This is a genomic window from Chromobacterium subtsugae, from assembly GCF_035919665.1.
GTDB lineage: Bacteria > Pseudomonadota > Gammaproteobacteria > Burkholderiales > Chromobacteriaceae > Chromobacterium > Chromobacterium subtsugae.
This window is the reverse complement of the sequence record NZ_CP142381.1, coordinates 3485463-3506561: the sequence shown is the minus strand read 5'-3', so window position 1 is coordinate 3506561 and position 21099 is coordinate 3485463. Positions and strand designations below refer to the sequence as shown.

General features: G+C 65.1%; 23 protein-coding genes. 12 read left to right on the top strand and 11 right to left on the bottom strand.

What is annotated here, in order from left to right; translation table 11 throughout:
* Nucleotides 1-5: 5 nt before the first annotated feature.
* The 7 genes from U6115_RS16770 to U6115_RS16745 all read right to left on the bottom strand — a co-directional run bounded on the left by U6115_RS16770 (nucleotide 6) and on the right by U6115_RS16745 (nucleotide 5404).
* Entirely contained in the window at nucleotides 6-1112 is a 1107-nt protein-coding gene (locus U6115_RS16770) for an efflux RND transporter periplasmic adaptor subunit (protein ID WP_043573961.1), read from the bottom strand.
* An 89-nt stretch (nucleotides 1113-1201) separates the two neighbouring features.
* On the bottom strand, nucleotides 1202-2752 hold the full coding sequence (locus tag U6115_RS16765) for an efflux transporter outer membrane subunit (RefSeq protein ID WP_052258004.1): 1551 nt from the start codon (nucleotides 2750-2752) through the stop codon (nucleotides 1202-1204).
* Nucleotides 2753-2913: 161 nt separating this feature from the next.
* Nucleotides 2914-3717 (bottom strand): glycine betaine ABC transporter substrate-binding protein, encoded by an 804-nt coding sequence (locus U6115_RS16760; RefSeq protein ID WP_043573959.1) that lies wholly within the window; start codon nucleotides 3715-3717, stop codon nucleotides 2914-2916.
* Entirely contained in the window at nucleotides 3714-3905 is a 192-nt protein-coding gene (locus tag U6115_RS22825) for a hypothetical protein (RefSeq protein ID WP_366241011.1), read from the bottom strand. Before U6115_RS22825 ends, U6115_RS16760 begins: the two co-directional genes overlap by 4 nt.
* Nucleotides 3839-4045, bottom strand: coding sequence for a hypothetical protein (locus U6115_RS16755; protein ID WP_269082742.1), 207 nt, complete (start codon nucleotides 4043-4045; stop codon nucleotides 3839-3841). Before U6115_RS16755 ends, U6115_RS22825 begins: the two co-directional genes overlap by 67 nt.
* 20 nt (nucleotides 4046-4065) lie before the next feature.
* Entirely contained in the window at nucleotides 4066-4362 is a 297-nt protein-coding gene (locus tag U6115_RS16750; protein ID WP_043573955.1) for an antibiotic biosynthesis monooxygenase family protein, read from the bottom strand.
* A gap of 28 nt (nucleotides 4363-4390) precedes the next feature.
* Nucleotides 4391-5404, bottom strand: coding sequence for a zinc-binding alcohol dehydrogenase family protein (locus U6115_RS16745; protein WP_043573953.1), 1014 nt, complete (start codon nucleotides 5402-5404; stop codon nucleotides 4391-4393).
* Between the two features lie 148 nt (nucleotides 5405-5552).
* On the opposite strand from U6115_RS16745, the gene U6115_RS16740 reads away from it, so the two are divergent.
* The 9 genes from U6115_RS16740 to U6115_RS16700 all read left to right on the top strand — a co-directional run bounded on the left by U6115_RS16740 (nucleotide 5553) and on the right by U6115_RS16700 (nucleotide 14293).
* Nucleotides 5553-6464 (top strand): LysR family transcriptional regulator, encoded by a 912-nt coding sequence (locus U6115_RS16740; RefSeq protein WP_236686500.1) that lies wholly within the window; start codon nucleotides 5553-5555, stop codon nucleotides 6462-6464.
* Between the two features lie 116 nt (nucleotides 6465-6580).
* Entirely contained in the window at nucleotides 6581-7951 is a 1371-nt protein-coding gene (gene pcnB / locus U6115_RS16735) for a polynucleotide adenylyltransferase PcnB (RefSeq protein WP_043573951.1), read from the top strand.
* Nucleotides 7948-8457, top strand: coding sequence for a 2-amino-4-hydroxy-6-hydroxymethyldihydropteridine diphosphokinase (folK, locus tag U6115_RS16730; RefSeq protein WP_043573948.1), 510 nt, complete (start codon nucleotides 7948-7950; stop codon nucleotides 8455-8457). The genes pcnB and folK overlap by 4 nt, the downstream gene beginning before the upstream one ends.
* Nucleotide 8458: 1 nt before the next feature.
* On the top strand, nucleotides 8459-9094 hold the full coding sequence (locus U6115_RS16725) for a deoxynucleoside kinase (protein ID WP_043573946.1): 636 nt from the start codon (nucleotides 8459-8461) through the stop codon (nucleotides 9092-9094).
* Between the two features lie 60 nt (nucleotides 9095-9154).
* Nucleotides 9155-9943, top strand: coding sequence for a 3-methyl-2-oxobutanoate hydroxymethyltransferase (gene panB, locus U6115_RS16720; protein ID WP_043573944.1), 789 nt, complete (start codon nucleotides 9155-9157; stop codon nucleotides 9941-9943).
* A gap of 19 nt (nucleotides 9944-9962) precedes the next feature.
* On the top strand, nucleotides 9963-10796 hold the full coding sequence (gene panC / locus U6115_RS16715; protein WP_043573942.1) for a pantoate--beta-alanine ligase: 834 nt from the start codon (nucleotides 9963-9965) through the stop codon (nucleotides 10794-10796).
* A 23-nt stretch (nucleotides 10797-10819) separates the two neighbouring features.
* A complete protein-coding gene (gene panD / locus U6115_RS16710; RefSeq protein ID WP_043573938.1) occupies nucleotides 10820-11200 on the top strand; it encodes an aspartate 1-decarboxylase in 381 nt (126 codons plus the stop codon).
* 319 nt (nucleotides 11201-11519) lie between these two features.
* On the top strand, nucleotides 11520-13514 hold the full coding sequence (locus U6115_RS16705) for a bifunctional 2',3'-cyclic-nucleotide 2'-phosphodiesterase/3'-nucleotidase (RefSeq protein WP_043573934.1): 1995 nt from the start codon (nucleotides 11520-11522) through the stop codon (nucleotides 13512-13514).
* A 71-nt stretch (nucleotides 13515-13585) separates the two neighbouring features.
* A complete protein-coding gene (locus tag U6115_RS16700; RefSeq protein WP_052257993.1) occupies nucleotides 13586-14293 on the top strand; it encodes a tetratricopeptide repeat protein in 708 nt (235 codons plus the stop codon).
* Nucleotides 14294-14305: 12 nt separating this feature from the next.
* Here the strand turns inward: U6115_RS16700 and U6115_RS16695 are convergent, their stop codons facing one another.
* The gene (locus U6115_RS16695; protein ID WP_043573931.1) at nucleotides 14306-15097 is read right to left on the bottom strand and encodes a substrate-binding periplasmic protein; all 792 of its coding nucleotides are present in this window, start codon (nucleotides 15095-15097) and stop codon (nucleotides 14306-14308) included.
* Between the two features lie 201 nt (nucleotides 15098-15298).
* On the opposite strand from U6115_RS16695, the gene U6115_RS16690 reads away from it, so the two are divergent.
* A complete protein-coding gene (locus U6115_RS16690; protein WP_043573929.1) occupies nucleotides 15299-15706 on the top strand; it encodes a GFA family protein in 408 nt (135 codons plus the stop codon).
* On the opposite strand, the gene rraA is transcribed toward U6115_RS16690, so the two are convergent.
* The 3 genes from rraA to aceA form a co-directional block, all read right to left on the bottom strand.
* Complete coding sequence (gene rraA / locus U6115_RS16685) at nucleotides 15703-16182, bottom strand: ribonuclease E activity regulator RraA (RefSeq protein WP_043573926.1); 480 nt, start codon at nucleotides 16180-16182, stop codon at nucleotides 15703-15705. The two genes, U6115_RS16690 and rraA, sit on opposite strands and share 4 nt — an antisense overlap.
* A gap of 38 nt (nucleotides 16183-16220) precedes the next feature.
* Nucleotides 16221-16604 carry a hypothetical protein gene (locus tag U6115_RS16680; RefSeq protein WP_043573924.1) on the bottom strand — a complete coding sequence of 128 codons (384 nt, stop codon included), beginning with the start codon at nucleotides 16602-16604 and terminating at the stop codon, nucleotides 16221-16223.
* Between the two features lie 133 nt (nucleotides 16605-16737).
* Nucleotides 16738-18036: an isocitrate lyase gene (aceA, locus tag U6115_RS16675; RefSeq protein ID WP_043573922.1), complete on the bottom strand. Its 1299-nt coding sequence runs from the start codon at nucleotides 18034-18036 to the stop codon at nucleotides 16738-16740.
* A gap of 447 nt (nucleotides 18037-18483) precedes the next feature.
* On the opposite strand from aceA, the gene grpE reads away from it, so the two are divergent.
* Nucleotides 18484-19029 carry a nucleotide exchange factor GrpE gene (grpE, locus tag U6115_RS16670; RefSeq protein WP_043573920.1) on the top strand — a complete coding sequence of 182 codons (546 nt, stop codon included), beginning with the start codon at nucleotides 18484-18486 and terminating at the stop codon, nucleotides 19027-19029.
* A gap of 114 nt (nucleotides 19030-19143) precedes the next feature.
* Nucleotides 19144-21066: a molecular chaperone DnaK gene (gene dnaK, locus U6115_RS16665; RefSeq protein WP_043573918.1), complete on the top strand. Its 1923-nt coding sequence runs from the start codon at nucleotides 19144-19146 to the stop codon at nucleotides 21064-21066.
* The last annotated feature ends 33 nt before the right edge of the window (nucleotides 21067-21099 follow it).

Genomic DNA, 21099 nt, shown 5'->3' with positions numbered 1-21099 from the left:
CGGCCTCAGTGTTCTTGCGGCGTCGGGTTCGGGCTATCGGCCGGCTGCACCGAATTGTTGACGGCGATCGGCGTGCCGGTCTTCAGTTTCAGCTGGCCGCTGGTCACCACTTCCTGGCCTTCCTTCAGGCCGGAGAGGATGGCCACCTGGTCGCCGCGGGTGTCGCCGGTGGTGACGAAGGCCTGCTGCGCCTCGGGGCCGTTCTTGCCAGCTTTAATGATGAACACCGTCGAACCGTACGGGTTGTAGGTGATGGCGGTCTGCGGCAGCGTCAGGTGCTTCTGCTTGCTGCCCACGTCTATGGTGGTGTTGGCGAACATGCCCGGCAGCAGCTTGCGCTTGGGGTTGGCGATGGTGGCCTCCACCTGCACGTTGCGGGTGGCCGGGTCGATCTTGGGGCTGATGGCGTTGATCTTGCCGTGGAACAGCTCGTTGCCGAAGGCGTCGCTCTTCAGCGACACGCTCTGGCCGATCCGCACCTGGCCGATCTGGCGTTGCGGCAGGTTGAAGTCGACATAGACCGGGTCTATGGTCTGCAGGGTGACGATCTTGTCGCCGGGGTTGAGGAACTGGCCCGGGTTCACGGTGGTGATGCCCAGCCGGCCGGCGAACGGCGCGCGGATGGTCTTTTTCGCCACCAGCGCCGCCTGTTGCGCCACCAAGGCCTTCTTGCTCTTCAAATCGGCTTCGTCGGCGTCCACCTGGGCCTGGCTGACGCCCTGCACCGCCAGTTGGGCGCGGTCGCGCTTCAGCGTGGTGGCGGACAGCTCGGCCGCCGCCTGCAGCGAGCGCAGCTGCGCGACGTCAGCGTCGGCGTTCAGCTGCACCAGCACCTCGCCGGCCCTGACGTCCTGTCCGGACTTGAAGGCGATCTCGCGCACTTGGCCGGCCACTTCGCTGCTGATGTCCACGCCGTGGACGGCGGTGAGGGTGCCCACCGAGCCCAATTGCGGCTGCCACTCTTGCGTTTTGGCGATGGTGGTGGACACCGTTTGCGGCCCGGGCTTGGGCGAGCTGGCGATCAGTTTCTGGATGTGGAGGAAAAAGCCCACGCCCAGCGCCGCTACCAGCAGCACTACGCAGCCCAGCATGATCAACATTCGCTTGGTCATGATTCGTTTTCTCTATATGGCAATTCGGATTGTGTTGGCGCAGGCCGCCGCGGTTGCGCCGGCCTGCGCGATGCGTGCTTGTCCGCCGCTCAGCCCCCGGCCCCCTGGGCGTCGGCGGCGGGGTGGCGCCACCAGCCGCCGCCCAACGCCAGGAACAGCGCCGCGGTGTCGCTGTAGCGGGCGGCCTGGGCCTGGATCAGGCCGATCCGCGCCTGCTGGTAGCTGCGCTGCGCGTCCAGCAGCGACAGGTAGCTGATGCCGCCCAGCTGGTACTGGCGGGTGTGCACCTGCAGCGATTCGCGCGCCTGGGTTTCGGCGTCGGCCTGGGCTTTCAGCGCCAGCGCGTCGGCATCCACCGCGCGCAGGCTATCGGCCACGTTCTGGAAGGCCTTCAGCACGGTGGAGCGGTACTGGGCCTCCGCCTGGCGGTAGGCAGCTTCGGCGCCGCGGCGCTTGGCGCTGAGCGCGCCGCCGTTGAACAGCGGCTGGGTCAGGCCGGCGGAGAGGCCCCACAGCGTGTTGCCCAAGTCCATGCCTGGCAGCACGGTGTGCTGGGTGCCGTAATTGCCGCTGAGGGTGATTTGCGGATACTGGTTGGCGGTGGCCACGCCGACATTGGCGCTGGCCTGGTGCAGCAGCGCCTCGCTGGCGCGGATGTCCGGCCTTTGCTTCGCCAGGTCGGACGGCAGCGATACCGGCAGCTCGGCCGGCAGCCGCAAGGAGTCGAGGTGGAATTCCGGCAGGCCGCCTTCGCCGGGGAAGCGGCCGACGAACACCGCCAGCTGGTGGCGGGTTTGCGCTAGCGCCTTGTCCAGCGGCGGCAGCAGGGCGCGGGTCTGCGCCACCAGCGTGCCCTGGGTCAGCGCGGCCGCGCGCGGCTGCGCGCCCAGCGCGACTTGCTTGTCGACGATGCGCAGTTGCTCTTCCTGCGCCTTCAGCAGCTCGCGCGTGGCTTCCAGCTGGCCGCGCAGCGAGGCTTCCTGCACCGCGGTGGTCACCACGTTGGCGATCAGGGTCTGGTAGGCGGCTTCGGTCTGGAAGCGCTGGTAGTCAGTGGCCGCCATCAGGCTTTCCAGCTGGCGGCGCTCGCCGCCGAACAGATCCAGCGTGTAGGACACGTTGACGGTGGCGTTGTAGACGTTGAACTCGCTGGGGCTGGTGCCGGTCAGGATGGCGCGCTGGCGGCCGCCGCCCAGCTGGGCGTTGACTGCCGGGTAATAGGCGGTGCCGGCGGCGGCGTTGTAGTTTTCGCGCGCCAGCGCCAGCGAGGCCTGGGCCGCGTCCAGCGTCGGGTTGTGCTCCAGCGCGGCGCGGATCAGTTGATCGAGCGAGTCGGAGCGGAACAGCGTCCACCATTGCTCCGGCAGATCCTGGCCATTGGCCAGCCGCTGGCTGGCGCCGGCGGGGCCGACATGCTCGCCGCGAGCGGAGACGGTGCTGGCGGGCAGCGGGGCTTCGGTATAAGGGCCGTTGGCCGCCGATGGCAGGACGGGCGGCTTGAAGTCGGGACCGACCGCGCAGCCGGCCAGCGCGATGGCGACGGCCAGCGCCGCGGCGCCATGTTTCAGATGATGTGGCGGCAGCCGGCGCGCAATGCCGCCAGGCTGTCCGCCGCCGCTTGGACTCGATTTGGAATACACAGCGTGCTCCTGGATTTGCGGAACGCCGCCCGCCGGCAAAGGCCGGCGGCTTTCCTGATCTCTTCCCCTGCGCCGGTGCGCATGGCCGTGGCATGGGGCTGAAGCCTGTATGCTCTATGGATTTCGTCCATATGTCTACTGAGTTGATGAATGGCCGGCCGCTATGTTGCTTTGATGGCGGAGGCGGCCGCGCGGGCGGTTTGCAGCCAGTGCCGCGCCGCCTGGAGCGGATCCATGCCCTGGCGCGAAATCTGGTGGTCTAGGCAAACCACCGACGGGTTGCCCAGCGTCAGCGCGCGCAGCGCCTCGACTGCGGCCGGCGGCAGGCGCGCCAGCGCGGACTTGCGGATCAGCAGCGTCGCCTCGTCCTTGCCGCGCAGCAGCTTTTCGGGGTCGGCCAATTCCCGGATGCTGTGCCGCCAGTGCAGGAACTGCGGCTGCCAAAGCGGCACCACCGCCCAGTCCTGGTTCGCCACCGCCCGCTCGAAGGCGGTGGCGCAGTCGTCCAGGCTGCCGTGGCGGAAGTGATAGCCGGCTTCGTCCAGCCGGTAGCGCTCGATGATTTCCAGCGAAAAGCGGCTGATGCCGGCGCCGGGGTTGATGCCCTGTATCGTTTTTTGCATGCGGGCGGCCACTTCCGGCTTTTCCAGGTCGGCCAGGCTGGAAACCTGCTCCTGAGGCACGTAGTCGGGCACGCCCCACAACGCGTACGGGGTGTAGAGCACAGCCAGCTTTTCCACTTCGTCTTCCAGCGGCGCGAGATAGGCGCCATGGCTGCCTGGCAGCCAGGCGCTGCACAGCAGATCGCCTTCGCCGTTGCGCAGCAGCTCGAACGCGCGTTCGTGCGGGACGCGCCATTCGCTGACGGCCACGCCATGCGCTTCCAGCAGGGCGGCCACCACCGCGGCGCTGGCGTGGTGGAAGGACAGGTCTATCGTGATCAGGGTGAGGTGGGGGCGGTTCATGTCGTCTCCGTGGCGTTGGGGGGAGGGGCGGCCGCCAGCGCCCGGCGCAGGGCTTCGCCGCCCAGATCGGTCAGGCGGCGCGCCTGCGCGACGACGCCGCTCAGGTGCAGGCCGGCGTGGGTCAGGCCGGACAACAGGATGCAGCTGGTATCGACGCCGGCCGCGCGCAGCGCCGCGGCGTAATCCAGGCCGTCGTCGCGCAGCGGATCCAGCCCGGCGGCGCTTGCCAGCGGCGCAGGCCCTCCGCCGTCGCCCGCGCCTGCGCCAGCGTTTCGGCGGCGATGTCCAGCGTGCCGGCGGCGCGGGCGCGCGCCAGGAAGGCTGTCATCTGCGGGTCGGCGGCCGGGCTCATAGCGCGGGGTTGGGCTGGAAGTGGATCAGGTCCGGCTCGCCGTCGAAGAAGTGCCAGAAGCTTTGGGCGAAGGGCTGGAAGTCGGCATGGTCCATGAAGGCGCGGTGCGCGTCCAGGCTGTCCCACTGCACTGCCAGCAGGTAGTCGCGCTCGGTTTCCAACTGGCGGCCCAGCTTGTGCGCCTGGTAGCCGGGCTGGCGGCGCAGGTAGCGGGCGGATGCCTCGGCCCAGGCGGTTTCGAAGGCTTGCGATAGGCCCGGCTTGACGCGCAGACGGACGATTTCAACGATCATTTCGCATTTTCCTTTTCGGCGATGGGGTTCAGAAGCCGGACAGCACGATCTTGCCCTTGGCGGTATGGCTTTCCAGCAGCGCGTGGGCGCGCTTCAGGTTGTCGGCGTTGATGGCGCCGAAGCGCTCGGCGACGGTGCTCTTGACGATGCCGGCGTCCACCAGCCGCGCCAGCTCGGTCAGCAGCTTGTGCTGCTCGATCTGGTCGTCGGTGGCGAACATCGAGCGGGTGTACATGAACTCCCAGTGCAGCGACAGGCTCTTGCGTTTGAGCTGGGAGATGTCCAGCGCAGCCGGGTCGTCGATCAGCGCGAGCTTGCCCTGAGGCGCCAGCGCTTCGACGATTTCGCCGAAGTGCTGGTCGGTCTGGTTCAGGCTGGCCACGTAATCGACCTGATCGATGCCGATGCGTTTGAGCTCCCGGCTCAGCGGTTGGCGGTGGTCTATCACATGATGCGCGCCCAGCTCCGCCACCCAGGCCTGGGTTTCCGGGCGCGAGGCGGTGCCGATCACGGTGAGGCCGGTGAGCCGGCGCGCCAGCTGGACCAGGATGGAGCCGACGCCGCCGGCGGCGCCGACCACCAGCAGCTTCTTGCCGGACGGCTGTTGGTTGGCCAGCACTTGCAGACGGTCGAACAGCAGCTCCCAGGCGGTGATGGCGGTCAGGGGCAACGCGGCGGCGGTTTCGAAATCCAGGCTGTCCGGCATGCGGCCGACGATGCGCTCGTCCACCGCGTGCAGTTCGCTGTTGGCGCCGGGCCGCTGCAGCGCGCCGGCGTACCAGACGCGGTCGCCCGGCCGGAACAGGCTGACCTGGCTGCCGACGGCCTTCACCACGCCGGCGGCGTCCCAGCCCAGCACGCAGGCCTCGCCGGCTTCCGGCGCCATATTGGCGCGGACTTTGACATCCACCGGGTTGACCGAAATGGCCTTCACTTCGACCAGCAGGTCATGCTTGCCGACGACGGGCTCGGGCAATTGCACGTCTTGCAGCGCTTCCGGATGGGAGATGGGCAGATTCTGATAGTAGGCGACGGCTTTCATCGCGTTTCCTTTGCTTGGCTGAGGGACCGCCGGGATGGCGGCTCCAAGTGATGGTTTGCATGGTATTCCTGTTTTATTTCCATTAAATCCAGCTAGAATTCGAATCAGTTTCAAAAAAATATTGATAAAAATGGTCAGGACCGATGATTTGCAGGTTTTCATCCGCGCCGCGGACAACGGCAGCCTGTCGGCGGCGGCGCGGCAGCTGGATCTGAGTCCGGCGGTGGCCAGCGCGGCGCTGAAGCGGCTGGAGCAGGCGGTGGGCGCGCAATTGCTGGCGCGCTCCACCCGCAGCCTGAGGCTGACGCTGGCGGGGGAGCGCTATCTCGAACACGCGCGCGCGGCGCTGGACGCGCTGCGGGCGGGGAGCGTGGCGCTGGCGCAGGATAGGCAGGCGCTGTCCGGCAGCCTGTCGCTATCGATGCCGTCTGACCTGGGGCGCAATCTGCTGCGGCCCTGGCTGGACGATTTTCTGCTGCGGCATCCGGGCCTGGGGCTGCAGCTGCAGATCAGCGACCGGGTGGCCGATCTCTACCGCCAGCCGGTGGACGTGGCGTTGCGCTACGGCGTGCCGGAGGATTCGGCGCTGGTGGCCTTGCCGCTGGCGCCGGACAACCGCCGGGTGCTGTGCGCGTCGCCGGACTACCTGGCGCGGCACGGCGCGCCCGCCGCGCCGCAGGAGCTGCGCGGGCGCGAATGCCTGCGCTTCATCCTGGGCGCGGCGGTGCACGAGCGCTGGAGCTTCGCGCAGGGCGGCGAGCGGCAGACGGTGACGGTGGCCGGGCGCTGGCAGAGCGACGACGGCGAAATCGTGCGCCGCTGGGCGCTGGCCGGACGCGGCATCGCCTACAAGTCGCGGCTGGACGTGCTGGCCGATCTGCGCGCCGGCCGTCTGTTGCCGCTGCTGGACGGCTATGATACGGAGCAGACCCCGCTGTTCCTGGTGACGCCGCACCGGCTGATGCTGTCGCCGGCGGTGGTGGCGCTGCGCGCGCATCTGCGGCAATGCCTGGATGGCTATCTGCTTGGCCCGGACGCGGCGGGCGACAGTCTTGATTGAAACAAGTTGCGGCGCGGGAGGGCGGGGATGTGTATTTTCCGTAAAGAATCGGGCTATAATCGCGGCCTTGAATCCCTAATCTTGCGAATCCAGCATTCCAAGTCACAATCTTCCACATGATCCGCAAGCTAATCCGAAAAGTACTGGACCTGCCGGCCGGCATGAGCAAACGCCGCAACAAGCCCCGCGTCTTCCCGTTGCCGCAACACGGCGTGCGCCGCGACCAGCTGAGCCAGGCGGCGCTGCGCGTCACCTCCCGGCTGCAGGAGGCCGGCTATGCCGCCTACGTGGTGGGCGGCGCGGTGCGCGACCTGATGCTGGGCGTGTCGCCCAAGGATTTCGACGTGGCCACCAACGCCACGCCGGAGCAGGTGCACCATCTGTTCCGCCGCTCCCGCATCATCGGCCGCCGCTTCCGCATCGTCCACGTGATGATGGGTCCGGAAACCATAGAGGTGACCACCTTCCGCGGCGGCAATGTGGACGACACCAATGAAACCGGCCGCATCATGGCCGACAACAGTTTCGGCAGCCAGGAAGAGGACGCGCACCGCCGCGACTTCACCGTCAACGCGTTGTTCTACGACCCGTCCGACGAAACCGTCATCGACTACCACAACGGCGTCAAGGACCTGCACGCCAAGAAACTGGTGATGATAGGCCAGCCGGCGCGCCGCTATCAGGAAGACCCGGTGCGCATGCTGCGCGCGGTGCGCTTGGCGGCCAAGCTGGGCTTCGAGATCGACGAGGACACCAGGAAGCCGATTCGCGCCCACGCCCATCTGCTGAAGAAAGAGCCGGCGGCGCGCCTGTTCGACGAAATGCTGAAGCTGCTGATGTCCGGCCAGGCCTACGCCTGCCTGAAGAAGCTGCGCGACGAGGGCCTGGCCCGCGGCGTGTTCCCGCTGCTGGACGCGGTGATGGACGACAAGGGCAACAACGACGACGCCTTCCTGCGCCTCAGCCTGGAAAGCACCGACGCCCGCCTGCGCGCCGACAAGCCGATTTCGGTCGGTTTCTTGCTGGCCACCCTGCTGTGGCGCCAGGTGAACCAGGGCTGGCAGCAGCGCCTCGCCGCTGGCGAGAAGAGCCTGCCGGCGCTGTTGTCCGCCATTTCCGACGTGGAGTCCGAACAGGACAACGATTTCGCCATCCCGCGCCGTTTCAGCGTGACCATGCGCGAAATCTGGACGCTGCAGGCGCGCTTCGACAGCCGCAGCGGCGGCCGGCCGTACCGCTTCCTGGAGCAGCCGCGCTTCCGCGCCGCCTACGATTTCCTGGCGCTGCGCAGCGAAGCCGGCGAAGTGCCGGCGCAACTGGTGAGCTGGTGGGAGCGCTTCCAGCGCGCCGACGCCGACGAGTGCGAGCGCCTGATCGCCGAGGCCAAGGAGCAGGGCGGCGACGCCGAGCCGGCCAAGAAACGCCGCCGCCGCCGCAGCAACAGCCGCCGCCGCGACGAGTCCGGAGGCGGGGAGAGCGCCGAGTGACGCTGGCCTACGTGGCTCTGGGCAGCAACCTGGAGCAGCCGGCGCAACAGGTCGGGGCCGCGCTCGCGGCCCTTGGCCATTTGGCCGGCGCCACGCTACTGCGCCATTCCTCGCTGTACCGCACCGCGCCGGTCGGTTACGCCGACCAGCCCGATTTCATCAACGCGGTGGCCCTGCTCGACACCGATTTGCCGCCGCTGGCGCTGCTGGATAGGCTTTTCGAGATCGAACAGCGCTTCGGCCGCGAGCGCAGCTTCCGCAACGCGCCTCGGGTCTTGGATCTTGACCTTCTGCATTACGATGGCGTCATAATGAGCGAGCCGCGGCTGACCCTGCCGCACCCGCGCATGCGCGAACGCGCCTTCGTGATGGTGCCTCTGGCCGAAATCGCCCCGGCCGGCATGCTGCCGGGCGTCGGCGACGTGGCCGCGCTGGCGGCCGCGCTGGACGCGTCCGGCGTGGAGCGGCTGGACGAAAGCCGTGGAACCCGACAACAACAGGAATAATATGAGCCAATTGCGCTACGTGGTGGTGGAGGGGCCGATAGGCTCGGGGAAATCCTCGCTGGCGGCCCGGCTGGCGCAGTACTGGGGCGTGCAGCTGAAGGCGGAAGACCCGGCGGCCAATCCCTTCCTGCCGCGCTTCTATCGCAATATGCCGGCCCATGCCTTGTCCACCCAGCTGAGCTTCCTGATGCAGCGCGCCGACATGGCGCGCGAGATGCTGCAGGGCGATCTGATGGCGGCGCCGCTGGTGTCGGACTTCCTGTTCGAAAAGGACGCGCTGTTCGCGCGGCTGAACCTGGACGAGCACGAGCTGGCGCTGTACCAGCGCCTGGCGCGCCAGGCCTTGCCGGAATACCCGGTGCCGGACCTGGTGATTTATCTGCAGGCGTCCGAAGACACTTTGCTGCAAAGGGTGGCCGCGCGGGCGGTGGAGTACGAGGTAAACTTCCCCGAAGGCTATCTGAAGCGCGTGCAAGCCGGTTATAGCGAGTTTTTCCACCAGTACGAGTCGTCGCCGCTGTTGATCGTCAACACCGATCATCTGAACCTGGTGGACGGCGACGAAGATTTCGATCTACTGATCCGCTGCATTGCCGAAATGCGCGGCCAGCGCAGTTATTTCAACAAGAGCGTCTGACCGGGGACCGGTTGCATCGTCCCCCTGGGCGCCGCAGATGGAACACGAGGAAGTCGAGAAATGAAAATAACCGTCAATACCCTGCACAAGCTGGCCGCGGAAGGCCAGAAGATCACCATGCTGACCTGTTACGACGCCAGTTTCGCCAGCCTGCTGGACGAGGCGGGGGTCGAGATTCTGCTGGTCGGCGACTCGCTGGGCCCGGTGATGCAGGGGGTGGATTCCACGCTGCCGGTCAGCGAGGCGGACATGCTCTACCACATCCGCTGCGTGGCGCGCGGCAGCAAGAACGCGCTGATCCTGGGCGACATGACTTTCGGCGCCTACCAGGAAAGCCCGCAGCAAGCCTTCGCCCACGCCGCCCGCCTGCTGCAGGCCGGCGCGCACATGGTGAAGCTGGAAGGCGGCGCCTACATGGCCGAGACCACCCGCTTCCTGGTGGAGCGCGGCATTCCGGTGTGCTCGCACATCGGCCTGACCCCGCAGTTCGTCAACGCTTTCGGCGGCTACCGCGTGCAAGGCCGCGGCGATGACGCGCAGCGCATCGTCAACGACGCCAAGGCGCTGTCCGACGCCGGCGCCAGCCTGATCGTGATGGAATGCGTGCCGGCGGCGCTGGCCAAGGAAATCACCGCAGCCATTTCCGCGCCGACCATAGGCATAGGCGCCGGCGTCGATACTTCCGGCCAGGTGTTGGTGCTGCATGACATGCTGGGCGTGTACCCGGGCAAGAAGGCGAAGTTCGTCAAGAACTTCATGGAAGAGGCCGACAGCATCCAGGGTGCTGTCGAAGCCTATGTCAAGGCGGTGAAGGAACAGACCTTCCCGACCGCGGAACACACCTACTAAGCCCGGGAGAGAACAAGCGATGGAAATCATCCGTACCGTGGCGGACATGCGCGCCTGGCGGAAACAGGCCGGCAAGCTGGCCTTCGTGCCCACCATGGGCAATCTGCATGAAGGCCACCTGGCGCTGGTGCAAGCCGCCCGCGGCCAGGCGGACAAAGTGGTGGTCAGCATCTTCGTCAACCGGTTGCAGTTCGGCCAGGGCGAAGACTTCGACGCCTACCCGCGCACCTTCGAGGCGGACTGCGACAAGCTGCGCGCAGCCGGCGTCGACGCGCTGTTCTTCCCGACCGAAGGCGAGCTGTATCCGCGCGTCAAGCAGGACTTCAACGTGGAGCCGCCGCGCATCCAGGACGAGCTGTGCGGCGCCTTCCGCCCCGGCCACTTCCGCGGCGTGGCCACGGTGGTGACCAAGCTGTTCAACATCGTGCAGCCGGACCTGGCCTGCTTCGGCAAGAAGGACTTCCAGCAGCTGCATGTGATCAAGGCGATGGTCGAAGACCTCAACTCGCCGATTGAAATCCTGCCGGTGGACACCGGCCGCGCCGCCGACGGCCTGGCGCTGTCCTCGCGCAATGGCTACCTGAGCGCGGAGGAGCGCGCCGAGGCGCCGCGCCTGTACCGCAACCTGACCGCGATCCGCGACGGCCTGCTGGCCGGCAGCCAGGATTACGCGGCGCTGGAACAGTCCGCGCGCGACGACCTGTCCGCCGCCGGCTGGGTGGTGGACTACGTGGAAGTGCGCCAGGCGGACACGCTGGAAATCGCTCACGCCGGCGAAAAGCGCCTGGTGGTGCTGGCTGCCGCGCGCCTCGGCCGCACCCGCCTGATCGACAATATCGAAGTGTTCCGCTAAGCCGGAACGACAAGGAAGCTGTCATGCAACGCAATATGCTCAAGTCCAAGCTCCACCGCGTGACCACCACGCACGCCGAGCTGCATTACATTGGATCCTGCGCCATCGACGAGAACCTGCTGGAAGCGGCGGACATTCTCGAATACGAAGAAGTGCAGATCTGGAACGTCACCAACGGCGAGCGCTTCGCCACTTACGCGATCAAGGCCGAGCGCGGCTCCGGCGTGATTTCGGTCAACGGCTCGGCCGCGCGCCGCGCCGCGCCGGGCGATTTGCTGATCATCGCCTCGTTCGCCCAATACGAAGACGCGGAGCTGAAGAACCACTCGCCCAAGCTGGTGTTTGTCGACGGCGACAACCGCCTGACCGAAGTCAAGGGCGCCACGCCGACCCAGCCGGCCTGAGCATCGTTTATCCGGAATCCAGCCGCCTGCTGAATCAGCAGGCGGTTTTTTATTTTCCAAACAGCGCTGATTCAAATGGCCGGCCTGATTTCCCCCGTTGAAATGAATGCATCCGAATTTTCTGTTCTTGGCCGATTTTTCTTGTTTTGCTTTGCCTATTGTTCGGCAATCCGGCGCTTGGATCATTCTGGCGATGTTTTTCAACCGTTTTTCTTCGCATTGAAATAAATAAATCATCTGCAAAGGCAGAATGCCGACGCTTAAGCCAATAGAATGCCGGCTGGGCGATTCAGACCCGGTAAGACAAGAAAGGCATGTGATGAGCAAGCATAATATCGCGGCGGCAGGATGGGCAGTCCTGCTGCTGGCGGGCTGTTCCAGCGGCAGCGCGCCGTCGGGCAGGCCGGCAGAGGGGACCACGGTCAGCGTGGCGCTGCTGGAAACCACCGATATCCACCAAAACGTCCTCAGCTACGACTATTACAAACTGGCGGCCAATCCGTCGTTTGGTTTGGAGCGGGCAGCCACGCTGATTCAGCAGGCGCGCAGCCAGTATCCGAACAATCTGCTGCTGGATGACGGCGATTTGATCCAGGGCACCGCGCTGGGCGATTACCAGGCGGCGGTGAATCCGGTGAAATGCGCGGATACGCTCGCCGTGCACAAGGTGATGAATTACCTGAAATACGATGCCGGCACCATAGGCAATCACGAATTCAATTTCGGCCTGCCTTTCCTGTCGCAGGTCACCAATACCGATTTCCGCCTGGCCAATATCGCGCGGCCATCCGCCTGCGGCGCGCCGGCTTATCCGCAGGTATTGGCCAATGTGGCCAATCTGGCGGATAAAAAGCCCATTTTCCAGCCTTATGCCCTGCTCAAGCGCACTTTCGCCGGCACCGCGCCGGACGGCAGCAGCGTGCAGGTGCCGGTGAATATCGGCGTGATCGGCTTCACGCCGCCCACCATCATGGATTGGGACAAGAAAAACCTGAACGGCCAGGTCTACACCAACGGCGTGGTGGAAACCGCCAACACCTATGTGCCGCAGATGCGCCAGGCCGGCGCCGACCTGGTGGTGGCGCTGTCGCACGGCGGGCTGGATCCGTCCAGCTACAGCCCGGCGATGGAAAACGGCAGCTGGCACCTGACCAAGACCGGCATAGACGCGCTGATGATAGGCCACTCGCACGATATCTTCCCCAACCCGGGCGCGGCCGGCTCGCAGTTCAACGCTATGCAGGGCGTGGACAACAACAAGGGCTTCGTCAACGGCGTGCCGACGGTGATGGCCGGCAATTGGGGCAACCGCCTGGGCGTGATCCGGCTGACGCTGAAATACAGCGGCGGCAAGTGGGTGGTGCAAACCGGCCAGTCGGCGGTGGAGACGCGTTCGATCAAGAACGCCGACGGCAGCTATGTGGCGGCCGACCCGCGCGTTGCGCAACTGGTGGCGGGCGAGCATCAGGCCACGATCAATTACGTGAAGACGCCGATAGGCAGCACCGATTTTCGCATGAACACCTACTTCGCCTTGCTGGGAGATGTCAGCGCGATCCAGATCGTCAATATGGCGCAGCAGGACTACGTGAAGAAATACGTGCAGGCCAACCTGCCGCAGTACGCGTCGCTGCCGGTGCTGTCGGTATCGGCGCCGTTCAAGGCCGGCCGAAATGGCGCCAGCGACTACACCGACGTGGCGCAGGGGCCGATCGCCATCAACAACGCCGCCGACCTCTACCTCTATCCCAACACGGTGCAGGCGGTGAAGGTGAGCGGCGCGGATGTCAAGAACTGGCTGGAGCGCGCCGCGCAGATGTTCAACAGCGTGGACCCGACGTCGTCGGCGCCGCAGGAGCTGATCAACTCCGCCTTCCAGGTGTTCAATTTCGACGTGATGTACGGAGTGCAGTACCAGATCGACGTCAGCCAGCCGGTGGGCAGCCGCATCGTCAACCTGACGTATGACGGCCAGCCCATCGATCCGTCCCAGCAGTTCATCGTGGCCACCAACAATTACCGCGCCAGCGGCGGCGGCAACTTCCCCGGCATAGATGGCACCAAAACCATCATCCAGGCCCCCGACGCCAACCGCGACGTGTTGATCGCCTACATCAAGGCCAATGGCGACCTGGGCCGGGCCCAGTACGGCAGCAGTCGGCCGTGGAGCTTCGTCAAGATCAACGCCAAGGTCAATTTCAAGAGCATCGCCAACCAGTTGGCGGCGGCCAGCCTCGCCGGCATCAATGGCGTGAGCCAGGGGGCGGACAACGGCGATGGCACCTGGACCTACCTGGTCGATCTGAGCAAGTGAACGCGGCTGCGCCACGGAGGAGCAGAGCCGGCGGCGTCCGCCGCCGGTTGTCAGCGATGAAATCCCATAATATGTCATGGATCGCCGCCATCGCGGCGGTGTCCATTCTCGCCGGCTGCGCCGCCAAGCCCAGCCAGGCCCAGCTGGACGACGCCCGCCAGCACGCGCAGTTCGCCAACGACGCGGCGGCCTGGCGGCAACTGGAGGATTGGGCCAGGAACGACGACGCCGACGCCCAGCGCGCGTTGGCCGAGGCGCTGGCCAGCGACGGCGGCATGGCGGGCTGGCGCAAGGCGCGGCCCTGGTACCAGGCGGCGGCCGAGCGCGGCGACGCGCTGTCGGCGTTCCGCCTGGCGCGGATCTACGCCAAGGGCTTGGGCGTGGCCGCCGACGCCGGCCAGTCCGACCGCTGGCTGGCGCTGGCGGCGCGACGCCGGCAAGCCGACGCCGCCTGCATGCTGGGCCTGCGCGCCAAGGATGGCGGCGACGCGGCGGCGGCCAGGCGCTGGTTCGAACTGGCGGCGGAGCGGGGCAGCGCCGAAGCGATGTTCCAGCTGGGCATCGCCTATCAGGAAGGGCTGGGCGTGGCGGTGGACTTGCCGCGCGCGCGCGGCTGGTACGAACAAGCGGCCAGGCTGGAGATGCCCGCCGCTTTGCAGACGCTGGCGATGGCTTACGAGGGCGGCGATCTGGGTTTGAAGAAGGACCCGGCCAAGGCATCCGAGCTGTTCAACCTGGCGGCCCACGCCATCCACGATTTCGAATCGGCTTTGTTTTGAGGCGGGCGCTGCTCAGCGCGGCACGTAGCGCCGCAGCAACTGCTCCAGCTCGCCGGAAGCCTGCATCTGCCGCAATTCCCGGTCGACCAGCTGTTGCAGCTGGGCGCCCCTGGGATTCTTGCGGCTGAAGATCATGTGGAAGGCGTTGCCCGGCATGCCGGGCAGCGGCATCCGGCCGATGGCCGGGTTGTCGACGATGTGGGTGACGCCCAGCCGGTCCAGGCCGGCCAGCACTTCATAGTCTTCGGCGAACAGGTCGAAACGGTCGGCCTGCAGCATCCTGGCGAGCGTCGGATAGTCGGCGGCGCGCAGCATGGCGTTTTTGTCGACCGCGGTCAGCGCGGAATAGGCGTAGCCCTTGACGCCGCCCAGCCGGTAGCGGCCAAGGTCGGCCTGGCCGGCGACGTTTACCCCGTCCGGATACTTGGCTCTCGAATAAAACACATAGTAGTGCGTCTGGTAATAGGGAAGGGAGAACAGGAACTGCTTCTCCCGTTCCGGATTCTTGCTGGCGCTCAAGGCCATCAGGTATTGCTCGTCGTTGTCGATCGCGGACAAACAGCGCTTCCATGGCAACAGGTCTATCCGGAACGGGATGCGCTGCTTGTCCAGGATGCGGGTGATGACATCCACCGAATAGCCGGTCAGTTCGCGGGTCTGCTGCTGGTTTTTGCGGACATAGTAGGTGTAGGGCGGCCATTCGTCGGCATCGTCGCAAATGCGCAGCGGCGAGCGGTCGAGCGCTTGCGCCTGGCATGGCGCGGACAGGCATAGCCAGGCGGGAAAAAGCCAAAGAGCGCGCATGTCTAGTATCCGCCGCGGGAAAATACCCATTCCGCCAGTATAGAACGCGACGGTCCCGCTGCCCGCCAGCACGGGGCGTGACAGTTTTTTTGCACATGCAGCATAGCTCAGGCATAGTGAAGAGAGCAGGGGCGTAGCGGCGCCCGGCGGCAGGCGCAGGAAGCCGCCCGGATGCGCGCCCCAATCCTTGGGAGAGCCGTCATGACCATTGGCCTGACCGGCGGTTGCCTGTGCGGAGCGGTGCGCTACCGGCTGCGCGGCACGCCTTTCCACATCACCCACTGCCATTGCCGCAGCTGCCGGCGCGCCAGCGGGGCGGCTTTCGTCACCTGGTTCACCATGCGGGTGCATGAATTGGAATGGCGCGGCGAAAAGCCGGTGCAGTATCACTCCTCCGCCGCGGTGTCGCGCGGCTTCTGCCCGCACTGCGGCTCCACGCTGACCTACTTCCACGAATCCGATCCCGAGGAAATCGACATCACCGCCGCTTCGCTGGACAACCCCGAAGTGCTGGTGCCGGAGCACCACACCTGGTGGGAGCAGAGGCTGGAGTGGGGCACCGCCAACGCCCAGGGCGCGCTGCCGGTGCATCAGCGCGGCGGCGGCTAGGCCAGTTGGCGCTCCGCCACGATCACGCCGTCCTCGTCGGCGTACAGCCATTGGCCCGGCGCGAGTTCACAGCCGGCGATGCGCACCGGCAAATCCCTCTGGCCGCCGCCCAGCTTCACCGATTTGCGCGGATGCGCGGCCAGCGCCTTGACCCCCAGCGGCAGTTGGCCAAGCGCCGCGCTGTCGCGCACGCAGCCGTCTATCACCAGCCCGGCCCAGCCGTTTCGCACCGCCAGCTCGCCCAATTGATCCCCCAGCAGCGCGCAGCGGCGCGAGCCGCCGCCATCCACCACCAGCACCTTGCCCTGGCCGTTTTCTCCCAGCGTTTGCCGCACCAGGCTGTTGTCCTCGAACAGCTTCAGCGTGACGATCTGGCCATGGAAGCGGGCATGGCCGCCGTATGACTGGAAAATGGGTTCCAGGACGCGGACGGCGTCTGCAAAGGAATCGCAAAGATCAGGGGTAGTCGGGATCATCGATGTTTCCTGGGGATCAATTGTTGGGGGGCGGCCGGCTAGCCGGGGAACATGCTCAGGAAAGCCTTGCCGATCGCGAAGGTGGCGCCGGACAGCAGCAAGATAAGGCCAGCGGTCTTGACACCGTCAATCTCGTTTTTTTGTACCGCGCTGATATTTTGCCAGGCGAGCCGGGTGAGTTGCTCGCTATCAGTGAGCTTGCCTTCCAGGCCTTGCTGGTCGATGGCGCTCAGCACCAGCGTGTACTCTTTGCCGTCGGTGGTCTTGAGGCTGATCTTGTCGCCCGGTTTCAGCTGGCTTTGTTGCGGCGAGGCCAGGCTGGACAGGGCTTGCTGATTGTCGGCGATGACGCGCATGGACGTGCAGCCGGTGAAGCACAGGCTGCTGGCGATGATTAGGCTGCCAGCCAGTATTTTTTTCATTGCACTAAATCTCCAGACATTGCGATTTGATTTGTTTTGAATGGTCTGTGAACGACATTTAATGAATTTATCATTTTTATCGCAATAAAAAACCGGCGTTTCCGCCGGTTTTTGTGTGCTGTTTGTGACGGTTTTAGTGGAATTGTTCTTCCTCGGTGGAGCCGGTCAGCGCGGTGACGCTGGAGGTGCCGCCCTGGATCACGGTGGTGACGTCGTCGAAATAGCCGGTGCCCACTTCCTGTTGGTGGGACACGAAGCTGTAGCCGCGGTCGCGCGCCGCGAATTCGGGCTCTTGCACCTTTTCGACGTAAGCGGACATGCCGCGCGCCACGTAGTCCTGCGCCAGGTCGTACATGTTGAACCACATGCTGTGGATGCCGGCCAGCGTGATGAACTGGTACTTGTAGCCCATCGCGCCCAGTTCGCGCTGGAATTTGGCGATGGTGGCGTCGTCCAGGTTCTTTTTCCAGTTGAACGACGGCGAGCAGTTGTAGGCCAACATCTTGCCTGGGTGCTTGGCGTGCACCGCTTCGGCGAACTTGCGCGCGAACTCCAGGTCCGGCGTGCCGGTTTCGCACCATACCAGGTCGGCGTAGTCGGCATAGGCCACCGCGCGGCTGATCGCTTGCTCCAGGCCTTTCTTGGTCTTGTAGAAGCCTTCGGCGGTGCGCTCGCCGGTGAGGAAGGGCTCGTCGTTGGGGTCGACGTCGCTGGTCAGCAGGTCGGCCGCTTCGGCGTCGGTGCGGGCGATCACCAGCGTCGGCACGCCGTAGACGTCGGCGGCCAGGCGGGCGGCGATCAGCTTTTGGACCGCCTCCTGAGTCGGCACCAGCACCTTGCCGCCCATGTGGCCGCATTTCTTCACCGAGGCCAGCTGGTCTTCGAAGTGCACGCCGGCGGCGCCGGCGCGGATCATCGACTTCATCAGCTCATAGGCGTTCAGCACGCCGCCGAAGCCGGCTTCGGCGTCGGCGACGATGGGCGCGAAGTAGTCGACATAGCCCTTGTCGCCCTTGTCCAGGCCCTTGGCATGCTGGATTTCATCGGCGCGGGTGAAGGTGTTGTTGATGCGCTCCACTACCTTGGGCACCGAGTCCACCGGGTACAGCGATTGGTCCGGATACATCGCCGAGTATTCGTTGTTGTCCGCCGCCACCTGCCAGCCCGACAGGTAGATGGCCTTGACGCCGGCCTTCACCTGCTGCATCGCCTGGCCGCCGGTGAGGGCGCCCAGACAGTTGATGTAGGGCTCGGTGTTCACCAGCTTCCACAGCTTTTCCGCGCCGTGGCGGGCCAGGCTGTGCTCAACCTGCAGGGAGCCGCGCAGGCGTTCGACGTCGGCGGCGGTGTAGCCGCGTTTGATGCCCTTCCAGCGCGGATTTTCGTCCCAGTCTTTCTGGATGGCTGCAATGCGTTGTTCGCGAGTCGTCATGTTAGAACCCTTCTCGATGCGTTTCTCTGCTCGCCAGGCGGGCCCGGCGTCCTCAATAGCGTGTCGGCGTATCCGGTGTTCCGGATTTTTTTGTCAAACCGGGCCGTGTGGGCCTGATTTTCCGCGCCGGCTTGAACAGCGCGTTCGCGCCATGCCGAGCCGGCTTTTTCCTTGGTGTGCGGCCATTATAAGCACAAAAAAAATCGCTTGTGTGCGGTGCAGCAGAGAAAAAATCGTGTGTTTTCATAAGCTAACAATTCATTCACTTAAACGAATCGTTCATCTGGTTGAAATGTTGCCAATACGAAAAAATGCCAGTTGAAATTTGCGGATATTCGTTTCTTGTCTTTTTGCCGACCGGCGCCGCCGAGGGCTTGAAATCGATGCAAAAGGCCCTACCTTGGGTCTGGACATCAAATTTAGCCGGTGCAATTCCAAGGAAACGTCATGCAAGAAAATCAGAACCCGGCGGCCGAAGCCGTGGAAAACGAAGCGACCGAAACCGCCAGCGACGCGCATACCGAGCTGGAGCAGACCCCGGAGCAGCACATCGCCGGGCTGGAAGCCGAGATCGCCGAACTGAACGACACCCTGCTGCGCGCCCGCGCCGAACTGGACAACCAGCGCCGCCGCGCGCAGGAAGAAGTGGCCGCCGCGCATAAATATGCGATCGGCAAATTCGCCGCCGAGCTGGTGACGGTCAAGGATTACCTGGAAATGGCGCTGCTCGACCAGAGCGGCCAGATCGACACCTTGAAGATGGGCGTGGACCTGACGCTGAAACAGCTGGTGTCCGCCTTCGACAAGGCGCAGATCAAGGACATCGCGCCCAAGGCCGGCGACAAGCTGGACCCGCACCAGCACCAGGCGATGAGCGCGGAAGAGTCCGACGCCGAGCCGAACACCGTGGTGCGCGTGATGCAGAAGGGCTACCTGCTGGCCGACCGCGTGCTGCGACCGGCCATGGTGGTGGTTTCGAAAGCCAAGGCATAAAAAAGGCTGCCGACGACCTCTTGAAAAGATCGGCATAGCCAATATTTATTGAGACAACAGGCGCTGGCTATCGGATCGGCCGGCGCCGGAACGAATCGAGAAAAGGAATACATCATGGGTAAAATCATCGGTATCGACCTGGGCACCACCAACTCCTGCGTGGCAGTGGTAGAAGGCGGCAACCCGAAAGTCATCGAAAACGCCGAAGGCAACCGCACCACCCCGTCCATCATCGCCTACGTAGAAGACGGCGAAATCCTGGTGGGCGCGCCGGCCAAGCGCCAGGCGGTGACCAACCCGAAGAACACCATCTACGCCGCCAAGCGCCTGATCGGCCGCCGCTTCGAAGACAAGGAAGTGCAGAAGGACATCGACCTGATGCCTTTCGAAATCCTGAAGGCGAAGAACGGCGACGCCTGGGTGAAGGTGCGCGACCAGGATCTGGCTCCGCCGCAAATCTCCGCGGAAGTGCTGCGCAAGATGAAGAAGGCCGCCGAAGACTACCTGGGCGAAGAGGTGACCGAAGCCGTGATCACCGTGCCGGCCTACTTCAACGACAGCCAGCGCCAGGCCACCAAGGACGCGGGCCGCATCGCCGGCCTGGAAGTGAAGCGCATCATCAACGAGCCGACCGCGGCCGCGCTGGCCTTCGGCCTGGCCAAGCAGGAAGGCGATCGCAAGATCGCGGTATACGACCTGGGCGGCGGCACCTTCGACGTGTCCATCATTGAAATCGCCGACGTGGACGGCGAGCACCAGTTCGAAGTGCTGTCGACCAACGGCGACACCTTCCTGGGCGGCGAAGACTTCGACCAACGCCTGATCGACTACATCGTCACCGAGTTCAAGAAAGAACAAGGCGTCGACCTGAAGCAGGACGTGATGGCGCTGCAACGCCTGAAGGAAGCGGCTGAGAAGGCCAAGATCGAGCTGTCCAGCGCCACCCAGACCGAGGTGAACCTGCCGTACATCACCATGGATGCCACCGGTCCGAAGCACCTGGCGATGAAGATCACCCGCGCCAAGTTCGAAAGCCTGGTCGACGACCTGATCACCCGCTCCATCGAACCGTGCCGCGTGGCCCTGAAGGACGCCGGCGTGTCGCTGTCCGACATCACCGACGTGATCCTGGTCGGCGGCCAGACCCGCATGCCGAAAGTGCAGGACGCGGTTAAGGAATTCTTCGGCAAGGAACCGCGCAAGGACGTGAACCCGGACGAAGCCGTGGCCGTCGGCGCCGCGATCCAGGGCTCGGTATTGTCCGGCGATCGCAAGGACGTGCTGCTGCTGGACGTGACCCCGCTGTCGCTGGGCATCGAAACCCTGGGCGGCGTGATGACCAAGCTGATCCAGAAGAACACCACCATCCCGACCAAGGCGTCGCAAACCTTCTCCACCGCCGACGACAACCAGACCGCGGTGACCATCCACGTGCTGCAGGGCGAGCGCGAGAAGGCCGCGGCCAACAAGTCGCTGGGCCAGTTCAATCTGGGCGACATCCCGCCGGCGCCGCGCGGCATTCCGCAGATCGAAGTGGAATTCAACATCGACGCCAACGGCATCCTGCACGTGTCCGCCAAGGACAAGGCTTCCGGCAAGCAAGCCAACATCACCATCCAGGCGTCGAGCGGTCTGTCCGAAGCCGAGATCGAGCGCATGGTGAAGGATGCCGAAGCCAACGCCGAGGAAGACAAGAAGCTGCACGAGCTGGTGACCGCGCGCAACCACGCCGAAGGCCTGATCCACAGCATCAAGAAATCGCTGTCCGAGCATGCCGACAAGATCGGCGCCGACGAAAAGGCCAAGATCGAAGACGCCGTCAAGGCGGCTGAGGAAGTGGTCAAGGGCGACGACAAGGAAGCCATCGAAGCCAAGGCCGAAGAATTGGCCAAGGCCAGCCAGAAGCTGGGCGAGATCATGTACGCCCAGGCCGCTCAGGCTGAAGGCGGCGCCGAAGGCGCGCAAGCCGCCGGCGACAAGAAAGACGACGGCAACGTGGTGGACGCCGAGTTCGAAGAAGTGAAAGACAAGAAGTAATCGTCGCATCTCGCTGAACGAGGCACAGGGAAT

Excerpts from the sequence above, each read along its gene's own strand:
- U6115_RS16770 (WP_043573961.1), bottom strand. The coding sequence starts at position 1,112 with ATGACCAAGCGAATGTTGATCATGCTGGGCTGCGTAGTGCTGCTGGTA.
- U6115_RS16760 (WP_043573959.1), bottom strand. The coding sequence starts at position 3,717 with ATGAACCGCCCCCACCTCACCCTGATCACGATAGACCTGTCCTTCCAC.
- U6115_RS16755 (WP_269082742.1), bottom strand. The coding sequence starts at position 4,045 with ATGACAGCCTTCCTGGCGCGCGCCCGCGCCGCCGGCACGCTGGACATC.
- U6115_RS16750 (WP_043573955.1), bottom strand. The coding sequence starts at position 4,362 with ATGATCGTTGAAATCGTCCGTCTGCGCGTCAAGCCGGGCCTATCGCAA.
- U6115_RS16745 (WP_043573953.1), bottom strand. The coding sequence starts at position 5,404 with ATGAAAGCCGTCGCCTACTATCAGAATCTGCCCATCTCCCATCCGGAA.
- pcnB (WP_043573951.1), top strand. The coding sequence starts at position 6,581 with ATGATCCGCAAGCTAATCCGAAAAGTACTGGACCTGCCGGCCGGCATG.
- U6115_RS16725 (WP_043573946.1), top strand. The coding sequence starts at position 8,459 with ATGAGCCAATTGCGCTACGTGGTGGTGGAGGGGCCGATAGGCTCGGGG.
- panB (WP_043573944.1), top strand. The coding sequence starts at position 9,155 with ATGAAAATAACCGTCAATACCCTGCACAAGCTGGCCGCGGAAGGCCAG.
- panC (WP_043573942.1), top strand. The coding sequence starts at position 9,963 with ATGGAAATCATCCGTACCGTGGCGGACATGCGCGCCTGGCGGAAACAG.
- panD (WP_043573938.1), top strand. The coding sequence starts at position 10,820 with ATGCAACGCAATATGCTCAAGTCCAAGCTCCACCGCGTGACCACCACG.
- U6115_RS16705 (WP_043573934.1), top strand. The coding sequence starts at position 11,520 with ATGAGCAAGCATAATATCGCGGCGGCAGGATGGGCAGTCCTGCTGCTG.
- U6115_RS16700 (WP_052257993.1), top strand. The coding sequence starts at position 13,586 with ATGTCATGGATCGCCGCCATCGCGGCGGTGTCCATTCTCGCCGGCTGC.
- U6115_RS16695 (WP_043573931.1), bottom strand. The coding sequence starts at position 15,097 with ATGCGCGCTCTTTGGCTTTTTCCCGCCTGGCTATGCCTGTCCGCGCCA.
- U6115_RS16690 (WP_043573929.1), top strand. The coding sequence starts at position 15,299 with ATGACCATTGGCCTGACCGGCGGTTGCCTGTGCGGAGCGGTGCGCTAC.
- rraA (WP_043573926.1), bottom strand. The coding sequence starts at position 16,182 with ATGATCCCGACTACCCCTGATCTTTGCGATTCCTTTGCAGACGCCGTC.
- U6115_RS16680 (WP_043573924.1), bottom strand. The coding sequence starts at position 16,604 with ATGAAAAAAATACTGGCTGGCAGCCTAATCATCGCCAGCAGCCTGTGC.
- aceA (WP_043573922.1), bottom strand. The coding sequence starts at position 18,036 with ATGACGACTCGCGAACAACGCATTGCAGCCATCCAGAAAGACTGGGAC.
- grpE (WP_043573920.1), top strand. The coding sequence starts at position 18,484 with ATGCAAGAAAATCAGAACCCGGCGGCCGAAGCCGTGGAAAACGAAGCG.
- dnaK (WP_043573918.1), top strand. The coding sequence starts at position 19,144 with ATGGGTAAAATCATCGGTATCGACCTGGGCACCACCAACTCCTGCGTG.